Source organism: Sharpea azabuensis DSM 18934 (assembly GCF_000702165.1).
Lineage (GTDB): Bacteria > Bacillota_I > Bacilli_A > Erysipelotrichales > Coprobacillaceae > Sharpea > Sharpea azabuensis.
The window spans coordinates 1-17,764 of record NZ_JNKU01000016.1 but is presented as its reverse complement, the minus strand read 5'-3'; the positions used below and the strand labels follow the sequence as shown (position 1 = coordinate 17,764).

Annotated in this window: 18 protein-coding genes, 1 tRNA gene, 2 pseudogenes and 1 other annotated feature; of the genes and pseudogenes, 18 read left to right on the top strand and 3 right to left on the bottom strand. The window is 36.7% G+C overall.

The window, feature by feature from the left end:
• Nucleotides 1–4: 4 nt before the first annotated feature.
• A tRNA-Gly gene (locus T529_RS0104740) sits at nucleotides 5–78 on the top strand.
• Nucleotides 79–487: 409 nt separating this feature from the next.
• Here the strand turns inward: T529_RS0104740 and T529_RS0104735 are convergent.
• Nucleotides 488–1,768 carry a glucose-6-phosphate isomerase gene (locus tag T529_RS0104735; protein ID WP_033162474.1) on the bottom strand — a complete coding sequence of 427 codons (1,281 nt, stop codon included), beginning with the start codon at nucleotides 1,766–1,768 and terminating at the stop codon, nucleotides 488–490.
• Nucleotides 1,765–2,142, bottom strand: coding sequence for a CvfD/Ygs/GSP13 family RNA-binding post-transcriptional regulator (locus T529_RS0104730; protein WP_033162473.1), 378 nt, complete (start codon nucleotides 2,140–2,142; stop codon nucleotides 1,765–1,767). The genes T529_RS0104735 and T529_RS0104730 overlap by 4 nt, the downstream gene beginning before the upstream one ends.
• A gap of 164 nt (nucleotides 2,143–2,306) precedes the next feature.
• On the opposite strand from T529_RS0104730, the gene T529_RS0104725 reads away from it, so the two are divergent.
• The 11 genes and pseudogenes from T529_RS0104725 to T529_RS0104685 all read left to right on the top strand — a co-directional run bounded on the left by T529_RS0104725 (nucleotide 2,307) and on the right by T529_RS0104685 (nucleotide 9,033).
• Complete coding sequence (locus tag T529_RS0104725) at nucleotides 2,307–2,558, top strand: NifU family protein (RefSeq protein ID WP_051646856.1); 252 nt, start codon at nucleotides 2,307–2,309, stop codon at nucleotides 2,556–2,558.
• Nucleotides 2,559–2,773: 215 nt separating this feature from the next.
• A complete protein-coding gene (metK, locus tag T529_RS0104720) occupies nucleotides 2,774–3,922 on the top strand; it encodes a methionine adenosyltransferase (protein ID WP_033162472.1) in 1,149 nt (382 codons plus the stop codon).
• 38 nt (nucleotides 3,923–3,960) lie between these two features.
• The gene (locus T529_RS0104715) at nucleotides 3,961–4,497 is read left to right on the top strand and encodes a GNAT family N-acetyltransferase (protein ID WP_033162471.1); all 537 of its coding nucleotides are present in this window, start codon (nucleotides 3,961–3,963) and stop codon (nucleotides 4,495–4,497) included.
• A gap of 159 nt (nucleotides 4,498–4,656) precedes the next feature.
• Nucleotides 4,657–5,073: pseudogene (tnpA, locus tag T529_RS12300) on the top strand (IS200/IS605 family transposase).
• Nucleotides 5,054–5,133, top strand: a pseudogene (locus T529_RS13730) (helix-turn-helix domain-containing protein); the annotation flags it as partial. The pseudogenes tnpA and T529_RS13730, both read left to right, overlap by 20 nt.
• A 129-nt stretch (nucleotides 5,134–5,262) precedes the next feature.
• Nucleotides 5,263–5,619 (top strand): hypothetical protein, encoded by a 357-nt coding sequence (locus T529_RS13460; protein WP_238560784.1) that lies wholly within the window; start codon nucleotides 5,263–5,265, stop codon nucleotides 5,617–5,619.
• 28 nt (nucleotides 5,620–5,647) lie between these two features.
• Nucleotides 5,648–6,046 (top strand): RNA-guided endonuclease InsQ/TnpB family protein, encoded by a 399-nt coding sequence (locus T529_RS13455; protein ID WP_238560779.1) that lies wholly within the window; start codon nucleotides 5,648–5,650, stop codon nucleotides 6,044–6,046.
• A 331-nt stretch (nucleotides 6,047–6,377) separates the two neighbouring features.
• The gene (locus T529_RS0104700) at nucleotides 6,378–7,331 is read left to right on the top strand and encodes an L-lactate dehydrogenase (RefSeq protein WP_033162470.1); all 954 of its coding nucleotides are present in this window, start codon (nucleotides 6,378–6,380) and stop codon (nucleotides 7,329–7,331) included.
• A 1-nt stretch (nucleotide 7,332) separates the two neighbouring features.
• The gene (locus T529_RS0104695; protein WP_033162469.1) at nucleotides 7,333–7,935 is read left to right on the top strand and encodes a peptidoglycan recognition protein family protein; all 603 of its coding nucleotides are present in this window, start codon (nucleotides 7,333–7,335) and stop codon (nucleotides 7,933–7,935) included.
• A gap of 141 nt (nucleotides 7,936–8,076) precedes the next feature.
• Complete coding sequence (gene hpf / locus T529_RS0104690; protein WP_033162468.1) at nucleotides 8,077–8,610, top strand: ribosome hibernation-promoting factor, HPF/YfiA family; 534 nt, start codon at nucleotides 8,077–8,079, stop codon at nucleotides 8,608–8,610.
• A gap of 129 nt (nucleotides 8,611–8,739) precedes the next feature.
• On the top strand, nucleotides 8,740–9,033 hold the full coding sequence (locus tag T529_RS0104685; protein ID WP_033162467.1) for a PTS sugar transporter subunit IIB: 294 nt from the start codon (nucleotides 8,740–8,742) through the stop codon (nucleotides 9,031–9,033).
• A 196-nt stretch (nucleotides 9,034–9,229) separates the two neighbouring features.
• Here T529_RS0104685 and mnmL read toward each other — a convergent pair whose 3' ends face one another.
• A complete protein-coding gene (mnmL, locus tag T529_RS0104680; RefSeq protein WP_156032162.1) occupies nucleotides 9,230–10,171 on the bottom strand; it encodes a tRNA modification radical SAM protein MnmL/YtqA in 942 nt (313 codons plus the stop codon).
• Nucleotides 10,172–10,212: 41 nt separating this feature from the next.
• Here mnmL and T529_RS0104675 point away from each other — a divergent pair, with 41 nt between their 5' ends.
• The 6 genes from T529_RS0104675 to T529_RS0104650 form a co-directional block, all read left to right on the top strand.
• Entirely contained in the window at nucleotides 10,213–11,934 is a 1,722-nt protein-coding gene (locus T529_RS0104675; RefSeq protein WP_033162465.1) for an ABC transporter ATP-binding protein/permease, read from the top strand.
• A complete protein-coding gene (locus tag T529_RS0104670) occupies nucleotides 11,934–13,736 on the top strand; it encodes an ATP-binding cassette domain-containing protein (RefSeq protein WP_033162464.1) in 1,803 nt (600 codons plus the stop codon). Before T529_RS0104675 ends, T529_RS0104670 begins: the two co-directional genes overlap by 1 nt.
• 54 nt (nucleotides 13,737–13,790) lie before the next feature.
• Nucleotides 13,791–13,990, top strand: a binding site (T-box leader).
• Between the two features lie 38 nt (nucleotides 13,991–14,028).
• Nucleotides 14,029–16,428 carry a leucine--tRNA ligase gene (gene leuS / locus T529_RS0104665; protein ID WP_033162463.1) on the top strand — a complete coding sequence of 800 codons (2,400 nt, stop codon included), beginning with the start codon at nucleotides 14,029–14,031 and terminating at the stop codon, nucleotides 16,426–16,428.
• 106 nt (nucleotides 16,429–16,534) lie between these two features.
• On the top strand, nucleotides 16,535–16,996 hold the full coding sequence (locus T529_RS0104660; RefSeq protein ID WP_033162462.1) for an RpiB/LacA/LacB family sugar-phosphate isomerase: 462 nt from the start codon (nucleotides 16,535–16,537) through the stop codon (nucleotides 16,994–16,996).
• A gap of 87 nt (nucleotides 16,997–17,083) precedes the next feature.
• Entirely contained in the window at nucleotides 17,084–17,347 is a 264-nt protein-coding gene (locus T529_RS0104655) for an HPr family phosphocarrier protein (RefSeq protein WP_033162461.1), read from the top strand.
• 184 nt (nucleotides 17,348–17,531) lie between these two features.
• Nucleotides 17,532–17,764: transposase (locus T529_RS0104650; RefSeq protein WP_033162460.1), on the top strand; the 233-nt coding region annotated here is incomplete at its 3' end.

The window sequence follows — 17,764 nt, the reverse complement described above, 5'->3', positions numbered from 1 at the left end:
TTATGCGGGTGTAGTTCAATGGTAGAACTCCAGCCTTCCAAGCTGACTACGTGGGTTCGATTCCCATCACCCGCTCCACTTATAATGTTCAAGTTCTCCTGATTGGAGAATTTTTTTTGTTTATATAGATTTTTATGATAGAAGATGCATAGAAGAAAGATAATTATTTTTATTTTTTAGACTGATATTGAGATAGGAATCGTACATATTTACCTAATTTGAAGTGGTAATGATAGGGAGGAAAATATGGAATTAAATGATTACATGCAATTACCATATCGCTTAGGAATCATAAAGATTTGCAAGAGGGAGGCTATGCTGCTTATTATCCTGAGCTTAGGGGATGTATTACCAGCAGGATGATACAAATTCTATTTAATGTAACTGGTATTTGCTGTTTTATGATATTGATGGCGTAGGACGATCAAAAGCAAATTGTTTAAAAGAAAAATAGGTAAAAGAAAAGGAGCAGAAATGCTCCTTTATTTTAATAACCAGGTTTTCCAAGTAACTTGAACATGTTCTTCTTGTAGACTTCAACACCAGGCTGGTTGAATGGGTTAACACCCAAGAAGTATACACTCATTGCACAGGCAATTTCAAAGAAGTAAACCATGTAACCAAAGTTATAGGCATCAATCTTGTCAATTGTAAGCTGAATGTTAGGAACGTTACCAACATTTGAATGTGCATCAATTGTACCTTCACAAGCTTTCTTATTGACATAGTCAACAGTCTTGCCGGCTAAGTAGTTTAAGTTGTCTAAGTTATCAGGATCACTAGGAACAGTTAAGTCTAACTGAGGCTGTGCAACCTTTAAAACTGTTTCGAAAAGCACTTTGCTTCCTTCCTGAATGAACTGGCCTAAAGAGTGTAAGTCTGTAGAGAATGTACCAGATGTTGGTAAAACACCTTTGCCTTCTTTACCTTCAGATTCTCCAAATAACTGTTTCCACCATTCTGCAGTCTGCTGTAACTGTAATTCATATGTAACGAACATTTCAGCTGCATAGCCTTTCTTGTGTAGAAGCTGACGTGCGATTGCATATTTGTAAGCATCGTTTGTTTCGATATTGGCATCGTTATATTTATCCTGAGAATCTTTTGCGCCTCTCATCATTTCAGCAATATCGATACCAGCAACAGCGATAGGGAATAGACCTACAGCAGTCAATACTGAATAACGACCACCGACATCATCAGGTACTACGAATTCTTCATAGCCTTCCTGATCAGCTAAAGTTTTAAGGGCACCCTTATGTGCATCAGTTGTTGCAACAATACGTCTTGAAGCAACTTCCTTGCCTTTTGTTTCTTCAAGTAATTCCTTGAAGATTCTAAAAGCTACTGATGTTTCAGTTGTTGTACCAGATTTAGAAATGACATTGATACCAAATTCCTTGTCTTTTACATAGTTCTTAACCTGAGCTAAGTAAGTAGATGAGAATGTATTACCAATATAGATAATCTGTACTTTATTAGTAGGATATAAACCATTGATTGCTTCGATTGCCGCACGAGCACCTAAATAACTTCCGCCAATGCCACAAACGAGTAATACGTCAATCTCTTCTGATAATTCCTTAGCCTTTTTCTGGATTCTTGCAAATTCATCCTTATCATAGTCAGTAGGTAATTCAACCCAACCTAAGAAATCGTTACCAGCACCAGTTTTTTCGTGAATCATTTTATGGATTTCGGCAACTTTATCCTTATAGGATTCAACTGATTCTGGTAATTTAGCCTGACTTAAATCAATCTGGATCATATATCTTCCTCCTTAGTTATACCTCTTTTGATCCATCGAGGTAATTGTTCTCTCAGTGGAGCAAACCCTTTTGGTGTTTCAACAATCGGTGAGCGCTTAAATGAAGCAGCACGACGGTAACGACGTTTATATCGATGCATTGCTTTTAGAGAAAGCTTAGCTTGATGCGATTGATGATCAATATCTAAGACTTTGACCCTCACTTCGTCGCCTATATCTACAAAACTATGCACATCAGCAACAAAGCAATCACTGATTTCTGAAATGTGTATCAGACCATTGGTATGATCGGGTAGCACTGCAAAAGCACCATATGGCTGTATTCCAGTGATAGTGACAGTTACGATGTCACCTGGTTCGATAGGATAGCTCATTTACTACCTCCAATCACGTGCATTATAGCATATTTACTTTCTATAGAAAATACATTTCGTTTTTTGAATATGATTCTAAGAAAAACAATATCACGCTTCATGAGCATCTTTCTTTTCAAAATCTCACATGTATGTTAGAATTTCTAGCGTGAGGTGTATATATTATGGATAATAATGTGAATACAGAACCAAAAAACATTGAAGAGGCTTGTAAAGAAGTTATTGAAAAGATCAGACCTTATTTAATGCGTGATGGTGGTGATATACAGTTTGTAATGTTCCAGGATGGTATTGTTTATGTACAATTATTTGGAGCATGTAATGGCTGTGGTTTAGTTGATGTTACGATTAAAGATGGTGTAGAACAAATCATGCTTGAAGAAGTACCTGGTGTTACTGAGGTACGTGTAGTGTAATTATCTTGCTTTGTCTAGATGATTATGTTATGATGCTAAATGGACAATAAAAAAAGCTCTTATTAAGAACCACATAGATGCGGATCGTTTTAAAGTGGTGGCAACCCTCTTAGTAGAAGGTGCCTGAACCTGGCAGAGTAATCTGAACAATAAGAGGAATGCATAAAGCTTTCCTCCTAAGGAAGCTTTTTTTATTAATATATGGAGGAAATGTTATGAGTGAAAAAGTTTTATTTACTTCAGAATCAGTTTCTGAAGGACATCCTGATAAGCTCTGTGACCAGATCTCAGATGCTATTCTTGATGCATGCTTAGCTGAAGATGCGAATGCACGTGTTGCTTGCGAAACTTTCGCAACAACAAACTTAGTTGTTATTGGGGGTGAAATCACAACAACTGCTAATGTAGATTATGAAGCAATCGCAAGAAAGACAATGAAAGAAATTGGCTATACTAAGGATGAATTAGGTATTGATGCTGATCATTGTAAGATTCAGGTTGTGATGGATACACAATCACCTGATATTGCCATGGGTACAAATAATGAAGTAGGTGGTGCTGGTGACCAAGGTATTATGTTTGGTTATGCCTGCAATGAAACAAAGAATTATATGCCACTTACTATCGATATGGCACATGAATTGGTACGCTATGCAAGTGAACTTAGACATAAGGGTGAATTCAAATGGGCTCGTCCTGATATGAAATCTCAGGTTACTGTAGATTATACAGATGCAGCTAACCCAAGAATTGATACAGTTCTTATGTCTATACAACATGATGCTGATTTCAATGAAAAAGAATTTAAGACTTTTGTTAAAGAAAATATCATGAAAAAGGTCGCTTTAGACTATGGCATGAATACTGACTTTAAGGTACTGATTAACCCAACAGGACGTTTTGTCATCGGTGGTCCTCATGGTGATACTGGCTTAACTGGTCGTAAGATTATCGTTGATACTTATGGTGGAGTCGCTAGACATGGCGGAGGAGCTTTCTCAGGAAAAGATCCAACAAAGGTTGATAGAAGTGCAGCTTATATGTTACGTTATATCGCAAAGAATATCGTTGCTGCTCACTTAGCAGATCGCTGTGAACTTCAGGCTTCTTATGCAATTGGTGTCAAGGAACCAACAAGTGTCTTTGTAGAAACATATGGTACTGGAAAGGTTTCTAAAGATGTGATTTTATCAGCTGTAAGAAAAGAATTTGATTTAACTCCAGCTGGTATTATTAAGACATTGGACTTAAGAAGACCTATTTATAAGGCAACTGCTGCCTATGGACATATGGGACGTAGTGATGTTGATTTACCTTGGGAACATCTTGATAAGGTTGATACTTTAAAGAAATATTTAGATTAATAAAAGGCTCTTAGGAGCCTTTTTAAAAGGAGTAAAAAATGCAGTTAAGAAAACTTACAAAAGATGAAGACTTATCTTTCTTTGAAATGTTGAATGATGAGGCTTTTGACGCTTCAGAAACATTTTCTATCCAGGAATTTCTCAAAGCACAGGATGAGGGATTATTAGACATTTTAGCGATTGAGACAAGTGAGCCGGTTGGTTATGCCGTAATTTCTGTTAACAATGAAGTGGCTTATATGGGTTATTTCGCGATAGATGCCTCAAAACGTGGACATGGTTTAGGGGGTCAAGCACTTGAGCTGATCAAAGAGACTTATGCCCCTAGACAGCTTGTTATTGAAACAGAAAAAGTTGATCGTAAGACACCTTATGAATCGCTCAAGATGCGTCGTAGAAGATTCTATCTTGCCCATCATTTACATTTATCTCACTATGAAGATATCTTTAGAGGAAATCCTTACCAGATCATGTGTACACATGCTAATCTTCGTCTCAAGGCATTTCAAGATATACTTGAACAATTACTCAAGATGGGATACGACCCAGTGTTATATAAGGAAGGCGAGAAATAATTTCTTGCCTTTTTTAACACGCCATGAACAAGAAATTTCCCACTTCTATAAGCGGTGGGATTTCATGCAATAAACACGGCGTTTTCTTGACTATTGTAACTAATATTATTACAGTCTATTTATAAATCAGTCGTATATATTATAAGATTTATAAATAATATGAAACCAGATACAAATAATCATTCAGTATTCATGCTGCATTATCATCTTATCATGTATATTAAATATCGCAATGAAGTAATAGATGATACTATCTCTAATCGACTAAAAGAGATATTTGTAAAGATTGCTCCTGCATATAACATTACGCTAGAAGAATGGAATCATGACGTAGACCACGTACATATTCTGGTTCGAGGGCAACCTAATACCGAAATCAGCAAGTTTATCAATGCATACAAATCAGCAAGCAGCCGTATCATAAAAAAGGAATTTCCTGAGATACGTAAATCTCTCTGGAAAGAGATGTTCTGGTCACAAAGCTTCTGTCTGTAGACCACAGGCAAAGCTACCGTAGACATTATCAAGCAATACTTTCAATCGCAGGGTAAGAAAGATGGCAAACAAAGCAATTAATTACAGAGCATATCCTACAGCCGAACAATCTATTATGTTTGCAAAGACCTTGGCTGCTGCCGTAAGGTCTATAATCTCATGCTTTCCGAAAGGATTGAAGGTTACAAGGCAACTGGCAAATTTCCATCAGTAATGCCCGCAAGATACAAAAACGATTATCCGTTCTTAAAGGAAGTAGACAGCCTTGCCTTGGCAAACGTACAGCTTAACTTACAGTCTGCGTTCAGAAATTGTTTCAGCAAATCCATGAAAAAGAAAAATGGATTTCCTAAATTCAAGTCGTCAAAGCATAGCTGTAAAGCACATACTACAAACAATCAGAAAGACACTGTTGCCATCATAGATGATAAATATATTAAGTTGCCTAAAATTGGTAAGGTGAAAGCTTTTATTCATCGTAATCCTGACGACAGTTGGGTTATCAAATCTGCTACTGTATCACAGGAATCAGATGGCAAGTATTATATCTCTGGGCTTTTTGAGTTTGATAACGCAGAAAATACTTATGTCGTAGATAAAACCAACGCTATTAGATTACGTTTCTGATGGCTTATATGTAGACAGCAATGGCAATGTGGGTACTGATCGAAAATATTACCGTGAAAGTCATGATAAACTTGTCAAAGCACAACGCAAGCTGCCTCGTATGCAAGACTCTAAAAAATATGAAGTAAAGTCTAATAACTATATGAAGCAGCTCCGTAAAGTGAACATAATTCATAGACATATTGCTAATCAGCGTCTGGATAACCTGCATAAAATATCTACTGAGATAGCCAATCAGTATGATGTTGTATGTGTGGAATCTTTAAATATGCGTTCTATGGCAAATCGCAGCTTCGGTAACGGCAAGGCTACACTTGATAATGGATACGGCATGTTGCTTAACATGCTCGAATATAAGCTGTCTGACAGAAATAAGTGTCTTGTAAAGGTAGATAAGTGGTTTCCGTCATCACAAATCTGCAGTTGATGCAATACATTGCATCCCGATATGAGGGATTTATCTAAGCGCAAAATGATATGTGATTACGGACTCACGATAAGCCTGACCATAACGCAGCCATCAATATCCTGAACGAAGGATTACGCATACTGACTGAAACAGTCTAAAATTAAATATGCAGTAGGGATGGAATAGCCCGAACTTATACGCCTGTGGACATCGTGTAAGACGTTGAGCTGCTTTGGCAGCATACGCAGTGGTGAATGAATCAGGAAGCTCCGACTTCTATAAGTTGTAGTAGTTCACCATATTGGATAATTAGTGATATAATAGTGATACTTGAATGGAGGAAATGAAAATGAGTTTTAAGAATTCTAAAGTAGCTATTATTGGTGTTGGTAATGTTGGTGCAACAACAGCCTATACACTTATTAATCAGGGATTATGTGAAGAGATTGTACTGATTGATGTCAATAAGGAAAAAGCTTTTGGTGAAGCGTTAGATATGCAGCATTCTATTTATTTCATGAATCGTAATATCAATGTTCATGCGGGTGACTATGAAGAATGTAAAGATGCCGATGTCGTCATTATTACGGCAAGTGTACCAATGGATCCAAATGCGAATGACCGTTTAAGTATGCTTGATGGCAGTAAGAAGGTTATGAAGTCAATCATTACGAGCGTGATGGCAAGTGGCTTTAATGGTATTATTGTGGTTATTTCTAATCCAGTTGATGTTATGACATATTATGCCTATAAGCTTTCTGGGTTACCTAAGAATCAGGTTATTGGCACAGGAACAACACTGGATACGGCAAGATTGGCAGTAGAAATTTCTAATCTTTATGATCTTGATAGTAAATCTGTATCAGCCTTCGTTATGGGAGAACATGGTGATTCTGAGATTGTCAGCTGGCATTCAGCAACGATTGGTGGCAAGAACCTTGAGGATGTCATGAAAGATAATAAAGAGCGTACACGTGATGAAACATTTGAAAAGCTAAGAAAGAAAACAACTGCTGCCGGATGGGAAATCTTCCATCGTAAGGGTGCTACAACCTATGGCATTGCTGCAAGTGTAGCAGCAGTAGTTAAATCCATTCTCTTCAATGAAAATAGAATTTTACCTGTATCCGTACTCCTTGAAGGAGAGTATGGCATCAACAATGTTTATCTCTCTGTTCCAACAATTATTAATCAGATAGGGGCAAAAGAAATTGTTGAGATCAAATTGGATTCTAAAGAAGAAGATGCTTTAAAAGCAAGTGCTGATGTTGTCAGCAGCTATTATGATGCTTTAAAAGATTAATATGAAAAAACATCCATTATTGAGAAAAATAGTTGTTTTCTTGGTTATTTGTTTAGTGGTTTTTATCATTGGACAAAAGCATCGTTCACCTCAGAATGATACAGAAGGCTACAGTTTACCTGATCGCACAATTACGCATGAATACCTCAGTGTTAATCCCTATTCAAGGCCACAAATTCCGCTAAGACAGGTGAAAGGCATTGTTGTCCATTATACAGCTAATCCTGGCTCAACTCCCAAAAATAACAAAGACTATTTTGAAAGCCTAAAGGATAATCATAAGACTCATGCTTCTGCTCACTTCGTCATTGGGACTGATGGGTCCATTATGCAGATTATCCCCCTTAATGAGATTGCTTATGCTAGCAATCAGCGCAATAAAGATACGATCTCTATTGAATGCTGTCATTTAGATCAATCGGGAAAATTTACCGATGCAACATATCAATCACTCGTTAAGTTAGTGAGTGGTCTATGTCAGACATATCATTTAAGCAGGGATGACGTCATTCGTCATTATGATGTCACCGGTAAGCTTTGTCCGCTCTATTATGTTCGTCATAGAGATGCCTGGCTTGCTTTTAAGAGAGATATTGTTGTTTAAGTCTTTCTTTATGAAAAATATTTTTTCTATTTTATCAGCATGAATTCATCATTATTTTAACGAGTTATTTTTCAAGATGCGTTTCTTATTTCCAATTAAATAGGCTTATAGTATAATGGAGTTAGTAAAGGAGGTATACTTATGAAGGTCACAATTAGAGGAAAGAACATCGACATTACTGATGGTATTAAGGAAAAGGTCGAAAAGAAGCTTTCAAAACTTGATAAGTACTTTTTAGAGGGTGAAGATCTTAATGCAAGTGTATTAGTAAGAACTTACCCATATGGACAAAAAATCGAGGTGACAATTCCAACAAAATTAGTTTTACTTCGTGCTGAAGAAACTAATGAAGATTTGTATGATGCAATCGATTTAATTATCGATAAGCTTGAAAGACAAATCAGAAAACAGAAAACAAGATTAAGTAGAAAAACAAAGGATAATAATAAGCTTTCATTTAATTTTGCGGAATTAGAGAATCTTGAAGAAGAAGAAATGGATGAAGTTGTTAAAACAAAGACAATTAATCCTAAACCAATGGATCTTGAAGAAGCAATTCTTGAAATGGAGCTTTCTGGACATAATTTCTTTGTTTATTTAGATACAGAAACAAATAAAGTATCCGTTGTATATAAACGTCTCCATGGCGGTTATGGCTTACTTGAAACTGAATAATGATATTTTATAGAGAGGGTGCATGAAGCATCCTCTCTTTTTTTGAAATGTATGCGTTTTCTTTAACAATTGTAGTGATGTTTGTTAGAATAGAGTTATCAAGATAAGTATTTGAAAGGAGATTTGTATATGAAAAGAATTTTATTATGCTGTAAGGCTGGTGTGACTTCTAATATGTTTGCTGCAGCATTAAAAGATGAGGCTCAGAAGCGTAATATTGAAGTTACAATCTGGGCAACAGCAGAATTTGATGCTGAATATTCAGCACAGTCTGCCGATGTCATTCTTGTTACACCACAATTAAGAAGCTCATTATCAAGATTTGAAGATTTAGCAGATCCAGGTACACCTGTATTATTAATTAGTGATGATGACTTTAAGACATTTAATGCTAAGAAAGTATTGGACGAAGCTTTACAGTAGGTATGCAGTTGCATACCTGCTTTTCATTATTTATAATGTGATCATAATGCTGGCAGAAAGGCCAGCATTTTTTTGTATGTCTGTACTTGTATTTTCAAAAAATATCATAAAAAAGCCCTAAATAGGGCAATTTGAAAAAAATATGAAAATTAAGTGAGAAATTTCTATTTTTTTTACGAATAAATAGATAAGAGGGTTATAACTTGTCTCCTTGAATAATATCATGAGCTTTCATGAGCTTGTCAATGTCATTGAGAATGGTTGTCTTATTACGTGACCATTGCGGCTCATAGAGGTCATCACCGGGAGCATCACCAGTTAAACGCTCGATGACAATATTGGCAGGAATATATTCAAGCTGTTTTACAACTAAATGAATATAAGCATCCCTGCTCATTATTGGAAATGGCTCTTTGAGATATTGATAGTAGAGTGGGGCATGCTTCATCAAGTAGAGGGAGTGAATCTTTAATGCCTGAATATTGAGCTGTCCAACAGCTTTGGCCGTTTCAAGCATCATTTCTTCGCTTTCATAAGGTAATCCATTGATGATATGGACGCATACTTCAAGATGATGCTGGCGTAAAATGGCTAGACCTTTCTTGAATGTCGCAAAGTCTTCACCACGATTAACACGTTTGGCACTTTCGTCATGGATAGTCTGTAAGCCGAGTTCAATATAGACATCTGTACGCGTATTGAGGTCTTCTAAGTAGCTAGCAATTTCTTCGGTGATACAGTCTGCTCTTGTTGCAATGGCTATGCCAACAACATTTTCTTTGTCGACAAATGGCTCAAAACGACTTTTTAGCACAGCTACAGGTGCATATGTATTCGTAAAGGCCTGGAAATAGGCGATAAAGCTTGCCTCAGGCCATTTGTGTAGCATCATCTGTGCTTGCTTATCAAACTGCATTGTTAAAGAATCGTTTACATTACCGGCAAAATCACCTGAACCACTCTCACTGCAAAAAAGACAGCCCCCTACACCAACTTTGCCATCGCGGTTAGGGCAAGTAAAGTCGGCATTCAAAGCTACTTTTGCAATCTTCTTATGATATCTCGTTTTTAAGAAATAATTATATGTATGATAACGCTTGTTATCGAATGAATAGGGAAATGGATTATTCAAATTAATCACCTCACTTGGGGCATTATAACATAGAAAGGGGAATAATTATGCTTGAAATGCGTCATGTCTCACAACGTTTTGAGAAAGATATCCTGATTGATCAGTCCTATATATTTCCATCCATTGGCTTTATTGGCATTGTTGGAGCTAGTGGCTGTGGGAAAACAACCTTGCTTTATATCCTATCAGGCTTATTAAAGCCTGATCAGGGAGAAATATATTTCAATAATGTGCCTCTTGATCAAGACTTTCTTGCGAAACATGTCACATTCATCCGACAAAACAATGATATGATTGCCTCCTTGAATGTCGAAGATAATATTGAAATAGGTTGCAAGATTGCCAATTTAAGTGGGCTTGAGAAATTGCCTGGCATTGTCTATCAGCTAGATATCAAGCGTTGCTTAAAAAAGTATCCTAGCGCTTTATCAGTTGGGCAAAGAAAACGCGTCAGTATTGCCCGTTCTTTATTGAAGGCATCAGATGTCATTCTTTGTGATGAACCAACCGGTGCTTTACATCAAGAAGCAGGGCATGAGGTTATGCAGATGCTAAAAAAGGCCAGTAGTCAGGCACTTGTCTTAATTGTTTCTCATGATGAGGATCTTCTTAAAACATATTGTGATGAAATTGTGATTTTAGAAAATGGACGGCTTAAGGGCACAACACATGAAGCTCATTATGAAATCATCCCTGAAAGAAAAAAGAAACATTATTCCTTATTACCCTATGCCATCAAGGAAGTGAGGTTTAGAGCGAAAAGATTGATATCTTTGATATGTTTTCAAATTATCCTGCTGTCCTGTCTTTTATTTATGGTGGAGGGGCTTCATGGTTTAAATTTCGCCATTAATCAAAGTGTTGAACATGCACCCTTAAAAAATGTTTATCTTGTTTCAAGAAAGGATCAGGAAGATTTTAGATTAACTGGCTCTCATATACGTCCACACTTCCAGGGTGAATATGGAACAATTTCACAATTTCCTGAGACGATGATAGATGTATTGCCTGAAAATCATCGCCATATTGTTCTTAAAAGTGGACGAATGCCAGAAAAAGAAAATGAATGTCTAATCAGTTCATCGCTTGAAAGCAAGCTGAAGAAGAAAAATGTCACTTATATGCTTGATAAAGCCATTTCTTTGCAAGTGGTTGGCGTTGTACAGGAGTATTTCTTTCGTCATCCCACTTTTTATTTGCCAGATCAATTCACGAATCAGCATCAAGAGTATTTATCAAGCAGCCTCTATGAAGTAGAAGGTAAGGTAAATCTTCCTAAGGATTCACAATATGTTGTTACAAACGATGTCTTGCAAGAAAAGGAAAACTATGAGGAACTTGTCAGAATGGGAAAACTTGTTGGAAGTCTTTTTATCGTTATTAGCCTATTTACATCACTCTCGTTGATGAAAATTGTCTTCCAGTCAATTGCCCTAGCTCGAAAGCTAGAAAATGCTATTTTAATGACTTTAGGAATGGAATTTAGACAGCTGATTATCCGCTTCTTTGAGGAAGGTATGATTATTGGCATGTTGATCATTTTGATGAGTTATTTATGTTGTTATGGGATAAGAGAATATATTCATACGATGACAGATTTTATTAAGACATATCATTTTCAGTTTACACCATTCGTTATTTTCTATAATGGTGATTTCTATCTGGCTGTTGCTTTCATCTATATTTTATTAGTGGGAATTATGGATGCGAGGGGCATAAGATATGTGAAGAAAAATGAAATTGTTGATATATTGCGGGAGGAAGACTGATGATTACTCTATCAAATATAAATAAACGCTATCTTAGCCAGAGTGCTCTTACAGATGTCAATATGACTTTTCCTGCTCATGGATTTGTCAGCATAGTAGGTCCTTCAGGATGTGGCAAGAGTACTTTACTGAATATTATAGGTGGGATTGATCATGACTATCAGGGAAAGATCATGCTTGATGGTAAAGAAGTAAAATCTCTTCCAGGCGTCCTGCGGGTAACGATGATCTTTCAAAGCTATCACCTCATTCATTACCTAAGCAATCTTCATAATATCCATCTCTATGATGACTTTCATAAAACCAAATTCCCGGATTACAACAACAAGATGATGGAAGGCTTTCAAAAGGTGCCAGTCACAAAGCTCTCGCTAGGGCAGAGACAGCGTGTTGCCATATTACGTGCCTTATATCCTGAACCTGATATTATTCTTTGTGATGAGCCTACAGCATCCCTAGATGCACAAAATAAAGCATTGGTCATGAATGCCCTCAAAGAGATTTCTTACAATGCCTTAGTGATCTTTGTTTCCCATGATCGACATCTTGTTGACGAATATAGTGATTATATTTATCACATGGAAGATGGTGAAATCACCAACACAATGACATGTCATCAGCAGCCACATCAACATCATCCGATTAAACGCCATTTTCATCCCTTTGCGATTTTTCGTTTATCAGTGCTAGCACTTAAATGTTATAAAAAGCGCTTTTTCCAGATGTGCTTTTATTTAAGTCTTGCTCTCGTATCCATCATGCTTGTTTTCACGCTTTCATTTTCCTTACGCTATGCAATTCTCGATTATATTGATAGTATGTTGCCTAAAAGCACAATCAGCTTCAAAAGTGCTAAGGCAACAAAGATTACTAAACAAGATAACATCCCCCATGTTTTCTATTATGTTGATGATATTGAATTGCTGGGATTATCAGAAAATGGGGAACACTATTTAAAAAATGAAACACTTTTTATTAATGATGAAACAGGTTATACCAATAAAGTAAATTATGGTCATCTTATTAGTTCCGATGATGAAATCATCCTGCCTTATAATACGGCAAGAAAGCTAGCTGGTAATGATAGTGTCCATCAATTAATTGGTAAGCATTTTTATATTTATTATAAGTATCGCAATCTTGTGAAAGGTGTGGAAGTGAAAATCGCTGGTATCATCATGGAGCGTTTAAGCTATGATGCCTTTTATCAAAATGATCAGGCGAATATTAAGCATCTCAAGAGCTTGTTTTCAGATAACATAAAGTGCACGCTTGGCATCCTTTATTACAAAGGAAATCATAAGAAAGTGATGAAAGAATTGGAAAAGCAATATCCATCCATACAATTTAAGATTGTCGGTGAAAAAACAAAACAGAACATGAATAAGACTATTGATAAGATTGAGTTTATCCTTTTCCTTTTTGCACTGATTGCGATATTGTCATCATGCTTTATGATTGGGGAAATTATGTATTTGTTTGTAGAAAGTCATGTTAAGGATTATGCCATTGAATGTGCCTATGGGGCTAGACGCTTTCAGCTTTTTAAACAGTTATTCTATAGCATCATCATTGTTGTAGTGGTTGGTGGAGTTGTAAGCGTTAATCTCCTCTATGGCTTCGTTACGATCTTGAATAAAATTGTGTTGCCAAAGCTCTTTGCGTCCTCCTTTTATATATCCATCCCTTTCATGTTAGTATCTGTTACGCTTGCTGGTGCATTTATACTCGTTATCATTTCTGCTTTGGCATCTTTTCTTCGTATCAGTCATTTGAATGTAGCTGATGTTTTAAAACGTTAGGGATGGATTTTTTAAAGTGTTTGCGTTAGATGGCTTTATGTGCTAAGATACGTGTATAAATCGATGATCAGGAATAGTAATGGGTATGCCATTTATAGAGAACTCATGGCTGGTGGAAATGAGTAATGGATAACTGTGAACTCACCTGTAAGATGCTTAGGTGATAAGCTTAAGTCGTTTACTCGCGTTAAGAGGCTAAGAGCATGAATTTTGTCTTCATGAACTAAGGTGGTACCGCGCTAGTCGTCCTTAGATTCTGAGGACTTTTTTATTTATAGGAGGAATTGAATTTATGTCTTTTGATCACAAACAGATTGAACCAAAATGGCAAAAGTACTGGGAAGAAAACAAAACATTCAAAACAGATACGAATGACTTCTCGAAACCTAAATACTATACCCTTGATATGTTCCCATATCCAAGTGGACAGGGACTTCATGTAGGTCATCCTGAAGGTTATACAGCTACGGATATTGTCAGCCGTTATAAACGTATGCAAGGCTTTAATGTCCTTCATCCAATGGGATTTGATGCCTTTGGTTTGCCAGCTGAGCAGTTTGCTATTAAAACAGGTCATCATCCTGCAGAATTTACTTATAAAAATATTGATAACTTTAGACGTCAGATTAAGAGCTTAGGTTTCTCATATGACTGGGATCGTGAAATTCGTACATGTGATCCGGATTACTATAAATGGACACAATGGATTTTCAAGAAAATGTATGATGCTGGACTTGCCTATATCTCAGAAATGCCTGTAAACTGGTGTCCTGGCTTAGGCACTGTACTTGCGAATGAAGAAGTTATTGATGGCAAGAGTGAACGTGGCGGCTTCCCTGTTTATCGTAAGATGATGAGACAGTGGGTCTTAAAGATTACAGATTATGCTGAAAAGCTTCTTGATGGTCTAGATGATATTGACTGGCCAGAATCGACAAAAGAAATGCAGCGTAACTGGATTGGTAAATCTGTTGGTGCTGATGTTGTTTTCAAAATCGATGGCACAAATAAAGAATTTACAGTGTTCACAACAAGATGCGATACATTATTTGGTGCAACTTATTGCGTAATGGCACCAGAACATCCATTTGTTGATGAAATCACAACACCAGAACAAAAAGAGGCTGTTGCTGCCTATAAGAAAGAAATTGCGACAAAGAGTGATTTACAGCGTACGGACTTAAATAAAGATAAAACAGGTGTCTTTACAGGGGCTTATGCAATTAATCCAATTAATGGTAAGAAGATTCCTATCTGGATTTCAGACTATGTTTTAATTACTTATGGTACTGGTGCAATCATGGCCGTTCCAGCCCATGATACAAGAGACTATGAATTCGCAAAGAAATTTGACTTACCTATCATCCCTGTTCTAGAAGGTGGTGATATTGAAAAAGAAGCTTTCACTGGTGATGGCAAGCATATCAATTCTGACTTCTTAAATGGTATGGGTAAGCAGGAAGCTATTGATACGATGATCAAATGGCTTGAAGAACATCATTGTGGTGAAAAGAAAATTACTTATAAGCTTAGAGACTGGTTATTCTCTCGTCAAAGATACTGGGGTGAACCAATTCCTATTATCCATATGAGTGATGGTACATTACGTGCCGTTAATGAACAGGATTTACCACTTGAATTACCTGCAACAGATAACTATATGCCTTCAGAAGAAGGAGAATCACCATTAGCACGTGTTACTGATTGGTTAAATGTGGAGATTGATGGTGTCAAGGGTGTTCGTGAAACCAATACAATGCCTCAATGGGCAGGCAGCTGCTGGTATTATATTCGCTATATTGATCCACATAATAATGATGAGATTGGTGAAAAGCGTCTTCTTGATCATTGGTTGCCAGTTGATTTATATATTGGTGGTGCTGAACATGCCGTATTGCACTTATTATATGCAAGATTCTGGCATAAGTTCTTATATGATATTGGTGTTGTTAGCTCACCAGAACCATTCCAGAAATTATTCCATCAGGGTATGATTCTTGGACCTAATGGGGTCAAGATGTCAAAGTCTCGTGGCAATGTTATCAATCCTGATGAAATTGTGGAAGCATATGGAGCTGATACATTAAGACTCTATGAAATGTTTATGGGTCCTCTTGATGCAAGCAAGCCTTGGAGCGAAACTGGCGTTGAAGGTAGCCGTCGCTGGCTGGATCGTGTATACCGTTTGATTGTGGAGAGCGATAAGGTTGTCAATGAAAATGATGGTGAATTAGACTATATCTACAATGCTACAGTGAAGAAGGTTACCGAAGATTATGAAGCACTTGCCTTCAATACAGCAATTTCACAGATGATGATTTTTGTTAACGAAGCTTATAAAGCAAAGACATTATATAAAGGCTATGCTGAAGGCTTAGTCCAGATGCTAAGCTGTATTGCCCCTCACGTAGGTGAAGAAATGTGGCAGAAACTTGGACATGATGAAGGTATTTCTTATGCTAAATGGCCTACATATGATCCAAGCAAGCTTGTTGTTGCGGAAGTAGAAATGGCTGTACAGGTTAATGGCAAGCTGAGAGCTAAGATTACTGTTGCGAAAGACGAAGATCAGGAAAAGGTAAAAGAAATAGCTTTAGCAGAAGAAAACGTCAAGAAGTTTACTGAAGGTAAAGAAATTAAGAAAATCATTGTTGTACCTAACAAGATTGTTAATATTGTTGTACCTAAATAATAAGCAAGGAGCACTCTTAGAGTGCTCGCTTTTTTTATCAAGAAATCAATCAAAGATTGCTCCAAAAATATGAGATGGATAAAATAGATATGAAGGGGATGATAATATGAAAATAGCAATGGCTAATGATCATGCGGGAACACGCATGAAAAATGAAATCAAGGCATATTTAGAATCAGAGGGGTATGAAGTTGTTGATTTTGGAACTTATGATGATACATCCTGCGATCTTTCTGATTATGTTTATCCAGCAGCGCTAGCAGTAGCTAAAGGTGAATGTGATCGCGGTATTTTTGTTGATGGCGTGGGCTATGGCAGTGCGCTAATTGCAAATAAGATTTATGGCATCTATGCCGCTGTTTGCCAGGATCCATTTTGTGCGAAGCTAGCTAGAGAACATACTGATTCAAATGTTCTTTGCATTGGGGCAAAGATTATTGGTGATATGATGGCTAGTGAAATTGTCAAGACTTGGCTGACAACAGAACCACTCATGGAAGAGAAGTATCGTCGTCGTGTCAACAAAGTGAAAGAAATCAACGATAAACATTGTGTACCTGTAAAATAGCTTGTTTATCACCTTTTTGTATAACCTTTAATACAATATTATAGTAAAATATGATATAATGTAAGCGAATACAAAGGAGGGGAAATTATGGAAAAGTATTCTTTCACAGTTAATAATCCTAACGGTCTTTATGCAACACCAATCAACAATATTGTCAATAATGTTTCTAGCTTTACAAGTAATCTCTCTTTGACATACGGTAATCGCACAGTAAATTTAAAATCAATGATGGGTGTGATGTCATTGGGAATTCCTAATAAGGCAGCTGTAGAAATTGTAGCAGAAGGGCCTGATGAAGAAAGGGCTATTAAAGAAATTAAACGCATCTTAGCTGATGAAGAAATCATTTAGCAGGTGCTTGAAGGCAAATCCTAGTGGTTTGTCTTTTTTATTGCAGAAGAAAAATAGGTCCGAAGGACCTACAGACTGTTGACAATCAAATGATTGTGGACAGTCTTTTTTTGTATGGAGAATAGAAATATCAAGATGATACTTCATATATGGTATAATATATGCATGAAGGAGCTGATGTGGCATGGCTAAGAATAAGACTGAACAGAAGCAACAGTACATGATCTGTGCATTGCTTGATGACCTGGTCCCAGAGGACCACCTGGTAAGAAAACTTGATAGATATGTAGACTGGAGTTTTATCTATGATATCTGTGATCCGCTATATTCAAATAGAGGAACCAATAGAGTCGATCCTGTAGTCCTGTTCAAGATGATGTTCATCAATATAATTTTTGGATACCATTCCATGAGAAA